Source organism: Xenococcus sp. PCC 7305 (assembly GCF_000332055.1).
GTDB lineage: Bacteria > Cyanobacteriota > Cyanobacteriia > Cyanobacteriales > Xenococcaceae > Xenococcus.
In genome coordinates, this window is the sequence record NZ_ALVZ01000219.1 from 56,015 (window position 1) to 67,000 (window position 10,986).

Genomic DNA, 10,986 nt, shown 5'->3' on the forward strand with positions numbered 1-10,986 from the left:
AATAGTTTTAATAAAAAAAAATATATCTTCATACTTAATTCGCAAGCGTCAATGCTCAATGTGGAGATCGCATTGTCGATAAAGATCTTCGAGAGTTGAGTTATTTTCTAGCACCACATCTGCCTGGGCAATTTTTTCTGAAAGAGGTAATTGACTATTGATGCGGGTTAGGGCTTGTTGAAGAGTTAAATTATTGCGTTGCTGTAATCGAGATAATTGGGTCTTGCGATCGCAACTAACCACCCAGATTTCGGTGACAAGGTGAGTAAGATTGGCCTCAAACAAAAGAGGAATCGCAAAAACAATTGTTTGGTTGTCCAACCTTTGCTGTTCCAAAACAAAGCGATCGCGAACCACAGGGTGAATTTTACTTTCCAACCAGAGCCTTTCTGCTGAGTCCGTAAAAATAATATCTCCCAAGACGGAACGATTAAGATTTCCGTCAGCTAGTTTCACGCGATCGCCATAACGAGTAAAAATCTCTTTCAGAATTGAAGAATTCTGACTGACCGCCTCTTTTGAGTAAACATCAGCATCCAACACCGGTAACTTATAGTGTTGCGCCAAATAACTAGAGACGGTGGTTTTTCCAGTTGCAATACCACCAGTCAAACCAATAATCCTTTGTTGTTTAGGATCAGCGATTATTTGTGTATTCACCATTTCTAGCAATCAATTTTGCAAGAATAACTACTTCATAATATACAGACAAATACCAGAACTAGGTTGTTGTAACTGTATTTTCTGCCGTACTAGGTTTAGCACCAGATGAAATATTTGGTTTAGGTACCGAAGATCTCGGCTGGACTTTTTCAGTTTGAGATCTAGTTTGAGTACTCGCCGACTGACCAGCTTGAGTTTTTTCTGATTGATTATTTTGCGAATTTTCTGAATTGCCAGAATTTTCGTTCGACTTATTCTCGTCAGTATTATCCTGATATCTTCTATATCTTCCAGTACGACGAGTGGATGCTTTGCGAAATTTACGAGCGTTTAGTTTATTGCGTATTGCTTTTTCTTTTTTTGCGTTACGACGTTTAGCCATTAATTTTTTCTCTTGAAACAACAAAATTTTCCCAGGACATTAATTCTACCAATCAGATAACAAAAACTGACTGGTTGACTTCTAAGATGCCCTACGAATTGAAACCTAAATTAATCTTAAGGTTAAAAACGATCATCTCGACGATTGAAAGATCCTGAGCCTCCTCTATTTTCTCGTTCCCGTGCTTTGTTAACTTTAAGATCACGATCCATCCAGTTTGCGCCATCCAAAGTTTCTATAGCTTTGGTTTCTTCGGCTTCACTACTCATTTCTACGAAAGCAAATCCACGAAATCTTCCAGTCTCGCGATCCGTTGGGAGATGAACCCGTTTAATGGTTCCATACTCGTTAAAAACTTCTTCTATGTCCTCTTTGGTGACTTCGTAAGATAAATTGCCTACATAAATTGACATTAAATTCGGGTTCTCCTCCGTTGTTTAGGTAAGAGAGATAAGATTTTGGAGCGGAGCTTATCAATATCATATATAGATATTCTACAATACTGAGTAAAAATTCTGTCTTAGATCTTTCGTCTCAACCTAGATACTAACACTTCGTCGGTTTTCCCGAGTCTAAAGCTGTTTTTCAGCTCCGCTGTTTGGGGCCTAATGAGTTTACAATACTTGAGGAAGATAAACCATTTTAACTAAATAAAGGCTATTATGTTCAATTTTTCAGGCACTAGACCCAATAATCTAGGAGTAAAAGATGGGAAATTAGCGCCTTGTCCTGAAACTCCCAATTGTGTTTCGAGTCAAAGCGAAGCTCCTCAATCCAAGATAGATCCTCTGCCTGCAGTGAGTATTGGTGATCTTAAAAACGTAGTAAGTAATATGGAAGGAACCACAATTGTCGAGGAAACCGACAATTATCTCTACGCAGAATTTAAGACTAAATTAATGGGCTATGTAGATGATGTCGAGTTTTACTTTGATTCCGACGCCAAAGTTGTTCAAGTTCGCTCGGCCTCTCGATTGGGAAAATCAGATTTAGGAGTAAATCGCAAACGTATTGAGGAAATCCGTGCTCAATTGTGAGCGAATCTCAGCCACAGGATTGGGGACCAGCATATCCTAGTCCTCAGTTACTAGCTCAATTATTTTTTAATAGCCATCAATATATTAATCAGGATGTTGCAAACACCACATGTTCTAGATATTCAAGCCAAAATCAAGTCAGAAGGCAATCTGATCGGAGCTGATCTAAGTAAATTGGACTTATACGCGATCGCGTTAAGTAAAGTCGATTTAGCACAGGCAAATCTTGCCCACACGACGTTAACCAATGCCGATCTGAGTTATGCCAATCTTACGGGGGCCAATTTACAAAAAACAGATCTTAGAGGAGTTGATTTAACTGGGGCGAACCTCACAGGAGCCAATTTAGAAGGCGCATATATAACTCGCTCCGATCTTCGTCAGGCGAATTTAACCGATGCTAATCTCCAGAACGCGAAGCTGGAGCTCGCATTGTATGACAAGGCAACTATTTTCCCAGAAAGCTTTCGTTACAAAACTTCTGGTGCCGTGGGCCCCGGTGCTGTCCTCAGCGGGAAGTATCTGAACACAGCTGATCTACGGGGAGTCGATTTAACAGGAGCCAAATTAATTGGAGCTTATCTAAGTGGTGCGGATTTGACTGGAGCTATTTTAGAAGATGTTTCTTTGAGTGGAGCGAATTTGCAAAAAGCAATTCTGACAGGAGCTTGTCTGCGGAACGCCCGTTTAGTAAATGCCGAGTTGCAAGAAGTTGATCTTAGAGCCACTGATTTGACAGGTGCTGATTTGAGCAATCTTGCCAATATTTCTGGGGCAGATTTTAGTATGGCTGTGGGTTTAAGCAAAAGCGATCGCGATCGCTTATTGGGCAGTCATCCTCAAGATCAACTCACAACTTGGAACGATTACACCCGCCGCAACACCAATAATAGCTTAATTTAGCATAAAGCATTAAAACAATAATTAAATTTTGCCCCTACCAAAATACTTAAGTTCTAAGATAAATTGGTTTTATATTCTATAAGATCAAACTAATGAAAAAATTCGTTGAAGTTTTAGCTGACAAAACCTCTCTGATAGAGCGAGCACGAGCGGTCGTAGTCGATAAAATCGTCTCGGCGATAGCGTCTAACGGACAATGCTCGATTGCTTTAGCAGGAGGTAGTACGCCCAAACCTTTATACGAAGCATTAGCCCAGGAAGATTTACCGTGGGAAAAGATTCATATTTTCTGGGGTGATGAGCGTTATGTAGCACCAGATCATAAAGATAGTAACCAACGGATGGCGCGCCAGGCTTGGTTAGATAAAGTTGCAATTCCCGAATCCAATATTCATCCTGTTCCGACTCAAGCTCAAAACCCAACAACCGATGCCGAATCCTATGAAGTAGTAGTCAAAGATTCACTACCCGTTGAAGATGGCACATTTCCCAAGTTTGACATCATACTTTTGGGCATGGGGGATGATGGTCATACAGCTTCTCTGTTTCCCCAGACTCCCGTATTAAATGAAACCACTAAGGCGATCGCAGTAGGGAACAAAGATGGTGAACCGAGAATTACTTTTACCGTGCCACTGATCAATCAAGCCAATTGTGTTTTATTCCTCGTCTCAGGGAAGAATAAACAAACTGCCCTAGAACAAGTTTTTGCGCCTCAAGGAGATGCCATAACTTATCCTTCGCGCTTAATTAATCCTCAGGGAGAATTATGGTGGTTGCTAGATCTAGATGCAGGAGCAAAATTGGAGGCAACAGTTTCTGGTTAATTTAGGCTAAGCGGTCAAAGTTTGGGTTAGTTAACACTCTTTCAATTAAAAAGGTGCTGAAAATAAAGTAATTATGATTATTTGTACCAACTGTAATCACGAAAATCCAGAAGGCTCTGTACAATGTGAAAATTGCTACTCTCCTTTACCTAAAACTTCGCCTTGCCCAAATTGCGGGGCTTTCACCCAGATTAACGCGACTTTTTGTGGTCAATGTGGCTACAATCTCCTGTCGGAAGAGCCGCTGTCATTGATGGAACTAGATGATGATTCGGAAAACTCATTAGACCCCAAAGACACAATTCCCCACCAAGTGGTTGATGTGGTTGATTTTGGCTCCCAAGATTCTTGGGATGCTGAAACAGAAGATCAACCAGAAGCTCTGTCCTCTCCAATTGCAGATTTAGAAGATTTAGAAGATCTAGAAGATCTAGAAGAGCCGGATTCAGAAGAAGCAGAATTAGAACAATTTGTTTTTACTGCCAACTCAGAATCTGATGTTTTTGAACCAGATTTTGAACCGGATTTGGAACCAGATTTAGAGGTAGACTTAGAAGCCGAGCTACCTGAAATGTCTGGGATAGAAGAGTTAGAAGCCACAACTGCTAGCTCCGAATCATGGGAAAGCGCTGAAATAGAAGAAGAGCTGAGCGTAGAGGAAGATCTAGAAGAGGAAGATCTAGAAGAAGTAGAGCTAGAAGAAGTAGAGCTAGAAGAAGTAGAGCTAGAAGAAGTAGAGCTAGAAGAATTTGTCCTCGATACCAACTCTGAACCTGATGCTTTTGAGCCAGATTTTGACTTAGACTTGGAGCGAAACCTAGAGGCTGAGCTCCCCGACATGTCTGATATAGATGAGCTGGAAGCAACAACTGCCAGAGTAGTACCTGAAATATCTTCGACAGAAGAATTAAAAGAAGAATTGGAAGTTGATGAGCAGCCCCAACAATCACCTGCAAGTCCACAAATAGAGCCAGAATTGGAGCCGGAATTGGAGCCAGAATTGGAGCCAGAATTAGATTTAGATGCACCATCTGAATTTTCTGAGTATGGGGAATCTTTGAAAACAGTAGACTCAGACTCAGTCTCGCCAATGTCTCCGCTCTCAAGTTTTCGAGCTGGCTCGAATCCCATCCATCCCGTATCAGAATCAGCAACTCAACTACAATTGGAGCGAATTATTTTGTTTCATGTGCAAACTGACACTGACATAGAACTTTCCCAAAATTTAGACATTATTCGGATTGGAAAACCCAACAATCAAATTCCCCCTGATATCGACGTGTCAGGTTTTCCTGATGCGAACATCGTCTCCCGAGTACATGCCAATATTAGAGTTGAAGGAAACACTTATTTTGTCGAGGATGCGGGAAGCTCGAATGGAACATATGTTAACCATAAACCTTTGCTGATAGGAAACAGACATCGTCTCCGTTTTGGCGATCGCATTTCTTTAGGCAAAGGGGATCTTATGACTTTCATTTTCAAGATTATTAATGAGTAATAAGTAATAAGTAATGAGTTTACTTACAAATAAAGAAAAGGCAATAGCAAGTAGTTTCCCCAACCTAAAACCTAAAACCTAAAACCTACCTTAGGGCCAGATCAGAATCTAAAGTAATATCTAAATCTTGATTGGGATTAATAGAAACCAGTTCTACTTCATTGCCGCCTAAGAGCAACCCAGTAATTGCCCCCAAACCCGTGCCAATGAGAACTTCTCCCACACTAATATCCCCAAAAATTTCTGACAATACTGCCGCTGCGGCCGAGCCAATGGCGGCACCTTTGAGAACATCACCAACATCTTTCCCTCTCTTCACTGTTTCAGTGCGAGTTACAGTTTCTGATCTGGCATTAATATATTGTCTGCTGCCATCAGCAAAAATTAATTGATCCGCAATAAAAACCGAACCATTTCCTGAAGGCTCTATTTGACCTAAAACTTCCGTTCCGTAGGGAATCAAAGTATTGCGATCGCGATCTCGAATGTTTGCTGCGACAGTGAGGGTCAGCTCAATCGTTTCTTCTTTAGTGACCAAAACCTTTTCTTTGTCGTATTCTAGAGGGATTGTGACGCCAGCAGGAATCACAATATCATTATTAATCTGATTATTATTGCCAGAAGAACGGCCATTAGAAGGGAATAACTGGGCGTGAGCAGGGGATAAACTGGCTAGGGATGCCATCATTGTGCTAAGACTGAGTCCAATAGCAATAGCTGATCTATAGTATTTAGCGTCAAACATAGTTTTACTAATTAATAAATTGTCTAATTGCATCTAGTCAGTGGCAATGACGCGAGTAGTTCGAGAAGAGTTCCTTAAGTGTTAAACATTAAACATTAAACATTGAAATGTTAGAGTCAGAATTCTTGCGAAAACTTTTTAAAGAGCATGAGAATCGTTATTTGGGACTTATTTTAGGGTCAGGGGCTATTCTTTTGCTGGGAAGCTCAATTCTCTTGGCTTCCCGGGACACTCAGTCCGATAATTGGCAATATTCGCGAATTAACAAGAGTCAATCAGATAATCAGGCGATCGCACCGCTGGTTAGCTTAACTCCGCAACAAAGGGCTAATGAACTTGTAATAATCGCAGAGCAAACTCTACCCCGCAATAGTTCAGTCAAAGATCGGAAACTGACTCTTAATACCCGCCATCGAGCTAAATTTTTACTAGCTGATGATTTACTGAATCAAGGTCAAGGCGAAGCCGCTCTAGCCTATGTCCAGGATTTGAAGAGAGATTATCGGATGCTGGCTCCCTATGTTTTGTTGCAAGAAGCTAAAGCCTATAAGCAAATGGAACGGCCAGAGCAGGTTGACAAGATTGGGCAAACAATTCTCGCTAAATATCCTGATTCTGAAGTTGTTCCTGATGTTCTCAAGCTTTTAGGCGTAGAGCGTCCCGAATATCGTCAAATTTTAATTGAGAAATTTCCTTTTCACTCTGTAACCCATGATCTTGCCCGTGAACTATTACAGGATAACCCTGAGCAATGGAAATTGTTATTATTGCTAGCAAAATATAGTCGGGAACCCGATATTGATCGGCTACGCGATCGCTTAGTTTTGGAATATCCCTCCGAACTAACAGAAGCTGATTGGGAGGCGATCGCTGATGGCTATTGGCGCGAAGAGGAACATCGCAAAGCTGCTGATGCCTACCAGTTGTCAGCTGACACCCCTCAAAATCTTTATCGGACAGCGAGGGGCTTTCATCGTAATGGCAATATTCATCAGGCAAAAAGAGCTTACCAGAAATTAATTAGCGAATATCATGACGCCACAGAAACCGGCTCAGCCTTACTTTATCTAGCAGGTATTTCTGGAGGATATCAAGGTATTTTCTACCTGAATAAGGTTGTCGATAAATTCCCTGAATTAACCGCTAATGCTTTACTTTCACAATCAATTATTTATAATGCCCTCGGCAGCACCACCCTCGCTCAAGAAACGAGAGACAAAGCTTTTGCTGAATATGGAGATTCACCCATTGTTTTAGATTATCGTTGGCGCAAGGCTAAGAGCTTGGCAGCAAAGGGAAATTATCAAGCTGCTTGGCAATGGGGAAAAGCGATCGCCAAAACTAATAATGTCAATAGCGACCCGAAAGCGATCTTTTGGATGGGAAAATGGGCGCAAAAGTTGGGGAACAAAGCTGAGGCAGAACAGGCTTTTCGCAAGGTGTTATCTTTGCATCCACAATCCTATTATGCTTGGCGTTCTGCGGTGATGTTAGGTTGGGATGTCGGAAATTTTTCCACTCTGCGGCAACAACAGATTACCCTGGAATTGTCGCAAAACTATGCCCCACTGCCACTAGGTTCGGATGTGTTGCAGGAATTGTATTTACTGGGGCAGTATGAATCAGCCTGGGTTAGGTTGCAATCAGAAATAGTTGACCCACAAAAGTTGACAGTGAAAGAGCAATTTAGCGAAGCGATGCTATTGCAAAAGCTGGGAAATACCCGTGTGGGCATTCAACAAATCTGGAGTTTAGCCCAAAGATATTCGGCTCTGGATCGGATTCAATGGCGATCTCTGAGAAAAACTAATGCCTATTGGTATGGTCTATTTCCTTTTCCTTATCAAGAGGCAATTATCAACCAGGGAAAACAACAAAAACTTAACCCCTTATTGGCGATCTCCGTGATGCGCAAAGAATCCACCTTTGATCCCAAAATTGATTCTCGTGTCGGAGCTTTGGGTTTAATGCAGGTTTTACCGAGTACGGCTAAATGGGTTGCCCAGCAGACGCAGTTGAGCGAATATGACTTATTAGAGCCGGAAGATAATATCAAAATTGGTACTTGGTATTTAGCGCGAAACCATCAACGTTACGAGAACGACTCACTACTTGCGATCGCAAGTTACAATGCAGGCACCGGAAATGTTAGGAAATGGAAACGTAGATATTCTCTGGCCGATCCTGATACATTTGTGGAAAACATTCCCTTTCCCGAAACCAAGGATTATGTAGAAGGGGTGTTCGGCAATTATTGGAATTATTTACGTCTTTATAATCCAGAAACAAAAAAACTTTTAGCTGATAAGAAAATATCCCCATTTAAAGATAAGTGACACGACTTGGTGGTTGATTTACTCGTCAAAATTGGTGTTAGGTTTTAGGTGTTAGGTTTTAGGTTTAAAAGAGTTCTATTTTGATTTAAGTCGACTGAAGTCTTGTCAAGAGTTCTTTGATATTCCTTGGTGATTTTACCAATAGAATAATAGTCTTTTAACGTTGCATAGTCTTGAGCATAATAGCTGATTAGCCTATCAAGATTTTCCTGCTTCAATATATTAAGTTCTAACTTCGGCCCACCAGTTTGCGTTTTAGGTATTTCTGGCACGCTATCAGATGCTAATTCTTGTTTAACATCAGACAAAAGATCCTCTCTAATTTTCTTAATATCTTCTATGGGATAAATATTAGTGTAGAGACTAAGATCTTCCCCAATAAAATCTACAAGTGGTCGCGTATGATGAAGGATAATTGCTTTATTAGTACATTCTTGATACGCTTCCAGATTCTCAACTAAATAGTTGATATCTGGGTCAAATTTTAGGTTATTCTCCCTGATCCGATCACTATAAGCAGTCTGCTCCCCTAATTCTTTGAAATTCACAATTCTATTACTATAAGCGCTGAGAAAGCGCCTAATAGGGTCCCTTATAATAGTGACAGTCTTATAGTCTTTTTTATCTTCTGGGAACTGAGGAAAAGGGACTTGGGCAAATTTTCCACAGTTATGAATATGTTTCCACTGATTATTTTGCCTAAATCGCTGAAATGTTTGACCAAACTCAATCTTATAAATCCATCTTTTCAAAGAAGTACTAGCGCATTTAGGAGCATCAATATATGCAAACTTCAGTTTTGGACAAATAATTGCTTGTTTTCTCATTATTCAATTAGTTTAATTTCCTTTCCCTAATTCCCCAATTCCCAATTCCCCAATTCCCCAATTCCCCAATTCCCCAATTCCCCAATTCCCCATTATCATAAATCATGCTTCTTTTTTATAGCCAAATTCTAAAGCAATATCTTCACAAATATTCCACATTTTCGCTTCTTTTTTTCTCATTAATTCCTTAGCATAGCCATTGCGATCGCTAGTCTTTGTTTGATAGACTTTTTGGTTCATTACCGATTCGATATTCTTTGGTCTATTTAAGCCAATAAAATCAAAAATCATATCTAAAGAGTTACTTTTTAGGTCTTCATACTTAACTATAATAAAATTGTCGGGAAACCTTCCCGCATAATCTATTAATCTTTGATTTTGCTGAGACCATTGCTCGGCTTTTTTTCTGATTAGTTGATAAAATTCACGGAGATCTTCTTGGTTATCATTTTCTTTAATTGTATCGAGAAGCTGACCATGCCAAGCTGCTGACATACTAACTATCGTATCCAGGGGATGTCTGACAATGATGATATTTCTTGACTCAGGAAAAATTTCCAACAGCATGTCAATCGAGAGATCTTTTTGATATTTGCCATACAAAATTTCTTTAAATCCCCAACAAGAAACCGATTGAGGTAATTTACTACAAAATATTGATTCAATAAATTCTTTAAAAGAAAATTTGAGCGCGTCTTTCTTAAAATCATTCATCCAGGAAATTTCACTACTACAAATCTCTTCCCTATTATTGACGATTCGAATCGGAGCATAATGACCTGGATTTTGATAAACAACCCGTTCGAGATTTTCATTGTTTAAAACTTTAAAATATCCAGCGGAAATAGGATTTAAAAATCCTCCATGCTCTCCCCAAATAATTGCCTCAGGAGAAAAGTTGATTAATCTTTGTAATAGAGTGCTACCACATCGACCCGTCCCCAATAAAAATGTTACTTTTCGTTCCATCTTGTAGTATTTAAGTTATACAATATTGTTTTTTAAAATCCAAAAGTTAATATATATCATTTAACTTGATGGCTCATGATGATTCTAGTGAATTTACGGCTCAATGCTAGACGATATTTATCTCTGCCTATCTAGTAAATTAATAAAGTTTTAAGATAAATTGCCGATGGCTAACAGCAGCTAGTTAGCATTAAAGGTGAGAAATCAGCAAGTTTATAGGAATAAGCCAGAGAATCCGACTAGAAAGTTTATCTTTAGAAAATAAATTTCCCCAATTCAAAATTTGTGTTGCTATAATCGTGGTCGTTAAATTACGGGCGTTAAATTACGGGCGTTAAATTACGAGTATCGCACTATTTATATTGCATTGAGATCGGGTTTCTCAGGATATTTTGTCGAGGATCGAGTCAAAGACATCCTAATAATTAGACGAATATAAAAGGCCAAGCAAAGCTACATTCTCAGTATTACTGCGCATATTTTTTAAAATCAAACAGAAGGAGATCTACTCTAATGAAGAAGAAAATCGTTATCTTAGGTGGTGATGGATTTTGTGGTTGGCCCACTGCCTTATACCTGTCAGCTCAAGGTCATGATATTGTAATTATCGACAATCTCTCCCGTCGTAATATTGATAATGAATTAGAAAGTAATTCTTTGACTCCCATTCAGTCCATGTCAACCCGCCTCGACGCATGGCAAGAAGTTTCTGGTCAATCTATGACTTTTTATAATCTAGATGTTGCTCAAGAATATGACCGCTTATCGTCTTTGATCAATAACTATCAACCAGATG

General features: G+C 39.7%; 11 protein-coding genes and 1 pseudogene. 6 read left to right on the plus strand and 6 right to left on the minus strand.

Features of this window, described 5'->3' with window-relative positions; genetic code table 11:
* Positions 1 to 48: 48 nt before the first annotated feature.
* From coaE to XEN7305_RS19905, 3 genes are all read right to left on the minus strand, one after another.
* Positions 49 to 663 carry a dephospho-CoA kinase gene (gene coaE, locus XEN7305_RS19895; RefSeq protein ID WP_006511304.1) on the minus strand — a complete coding sequence of 205 codons (615 nt, stop codon included), beginning with the start codon at positions 661 to 663 and terminating at the stop codon, positions 49 to 51.
* A 58-nt stretch (positions 664 to 721) separates the two neighbouring features.
* Positions 722 to 1,045: a hypothetical protein gene (locus tag XEN7305_RS29365; RefSeq protein WP_006511305.1), complete on the minus strand. Its 324-nt coding sequence runs from the start codon at positions 1,043 to 1,045 to the stop codon at positions 722 to 724.
* A 122-nt stretch (positions 1,046 to 1,167) separates the two neighbouring features.
* The gene (locus tag XEN7305_RS19905; RefSeq protein ID WP_006511306.1) at positions 1,168 to 1,458 is read right to left on the minus strand and encodes an RNA-binding protein; all 291 of its coding nucleotides are present in this window, start codon (positions 1,456 to 1,458) and stop codon (positions 1,168 to 1,170) included.
* Positions 1,459 to 1,707: 249 nt separating this feature from the next.
* Between XEN7305_RS19905 and XEN7305_RS19910 the strand changes: the two genes are divergently transcribed.
* The 4 genes from XEN7305_RS19910 to XEN7305_RS26950 all read left to right on the plus strand — a co-directional run bounded on the left by XEN7305_RS19910 (position 1,708) and on the right by XEN7305_RS26950 (position 5,313).
* Entirely contained in the window at positions 1,708 to 2,082 is a 375-nt protein-coding gene (locus XEN7305_RS19910) for a DUF1499 domain-containing protein (RefSeq protein ID WP_006511307.1), read from the plus strand.
* 93 nt (positions 2,083 to 2,175) lie between these two features.
* Positions 2,176 to 2,985 (plus strand): pentapeptide repeat-containing protein, encoded by an 810-nt coding sequence (locus tag XEN7305_RS19915; protein ID WP_006511308.1) that lies wholly within the window; start codon positions 2,176 to 2,178, stop codon positions 2,983 to 2,985.
* 92 nt (positions 2,986 to 3,077) lie between these two features.
* Entirely contained in the window at positions 3,078 to 3,812 is a 735-nt protein-coding gene (pgl, locus tag XEN7305_RS19920) for a 6-phosphogluconolactonase (RefSeq protein ID WP_006511309.1), read from the plus strand.
* A gap of 73 nt (positions 3,813 to 3,885) precedes the next feature.
* Positions 3,886 to 5,313, plus strand: a complete 1,428-nt coding sequence (locus XEN7305_RS26950; RefSeq protein WP_006511310.1) for an FHA domain-containing protein — start codon at positions 3,886 to 3,888, stop codon at positions 5,311 to 5,313.
* A gap of 85 nt (positions 5,314 to 5,398) precedes the next feature.
* Here the strand turns inward: XEN7305_RS26950 and XEN7305_RS19935 are convergent, their stop codons facing one another.
* Complete coding sequence (locus XEN7305_RS19935) at positions 5,399 to 6,058, minus strand: hypothetical protein (RefSeq protein ID WP_040898798.1); 660 nt, start codon at positions 6,056 to 6,058, stop codon at positions 5,399 to 5,401.
* Between the two features lie 107 nt (positions 6,059 to 6,165).
* Between XEN7305_RS19935 and XEN7305_RS19940 the strand changes: the two genes are divergently transcribed.
* Complete coding sequence (locus tag XEN7305_RS19940; protein WP_006511312.1) at positions 6,166 to 8,394, plus strand: transglycosylase SLT domain-containing protein; 2,229 nt, start codon at positions 6,166 to 6,168, stop codon at positions 8,392 to 8,394.
* A gap of 44 nt (positions 8,395 to 8,438) precedes the next feature.
* Here the strand turns inward: XEN7305_RS19940 and XEN7305_RS19945 are convergent, their stop codons facing one another.
* Positions 8,439 to 9,221: a sulfotransferase family 2 domain-containing protein gene (locus XEN7305_RS19945; RefSeq protein WP_006511313.1), complete on the minus strand. Its 783-nt coding sequence runs from the start codon at positions 9,219 to 9,221 to the stop codon at positions 8,439 to 8,441.
* Between the two features lie 102 nt (positions 9,222 to 9,323).
* Positions 9,324 to 10,190 (minus strand): sulfotransferase, encoded by an 867-nt coding sequence (locus XEN7305_RS19950; protein WP_006511314.1) that lies wholly within the window; start codon positions 10,188 to 10,190, stop codon positions 9,324 to 9,326.
* A 513-nt stretch (positions 10,191 to 10,703) separates the two neighbouring features.
* On the opposite strand from XEN7305_RS19950, the pseudogene XEN7305_RS19955 reads away from it, so the two are divergent.
* Positions 10,704 to 10,986, plus strand: a pseudogene (locus tag XEN7305_RS19955) (NAD-dependent dehydratase); the annotation flags it as partial.

Coding starts and splice junctions, on each gene's coding strand:
- XEN7305_RS19945 (WP_006511313.1), bottom strand. CDS start 9,221: ATGAGAAAACAAGCAATTATTTGTCCAAAACTGAAGTTTGCATATATT.
- XEN7305_RS19910 (WP_006511307.1), top strand. CDS start 1,708: ATGTTCAATTTTTCAGGCACTAGACCCAATAATCTAGGAGTAAAAGAT.
- coaE (WP_006511304.1), bottom strand. CDS start 663: ATGGTGAATACACAAATAATCGCTGATCCTAAACAACAAAGGATTATT.
- XEN7305_RS19905 (WP_006511306.1), bottom strand. CDS start 1,458: ATGTCAATTTATGTAGGCAATTTATCTTACGAAGTCACCAAAGAGGAC.
- pgl (WP_006511309.1), top strand. CDS start 3,078: ATGAAAAAATTCGTTGAAGTTTTAGCTGACAAAACCTCTCTGATAGAG.
- XEN7305_RS29365 (WP_006511305.1), bottom strand. CDS start 1,045: ATGGCTAAACGTCGTAACGCAAAAAAAGAAAAAGCAATACGCAATAAA.
- XEN7305_RS19950 (WP_006511314.1), bottom strand. CDS start 10,190: ATGGAACGAAAAGTAACATTTTTATTGGGGACGGGTCGATGTGGTAGC.
- XEN7305_RS19940 (WP_006511312.1), top strand. CDS start 6,166: ATGTTAGAGTCAGAATTCTTGCGAAAACTTTTTAAAGAGCATGAGAAT.
- XEN7305_RS19935 (WP_040898798.1), bottom strand. CDS start 6,058: ATGTTTGACGCTAAATACTATAGATCAGCTATTGCTATTGGACTCAGT.
- XEN7305_RS19915 (WP_006511308.1), top strand. CDS start 2,176: ATGTTGCAAACACCACATGTTCTAGATATTCAAGCCAAAATCAAGTCA.
- XEN7305_RS26950 (WP_006511310.1), top strand. CDS start 3,886: ATGATTATTTGTACCAACTGTAATCACGAAAATCCAGAAGGCTCTGTA.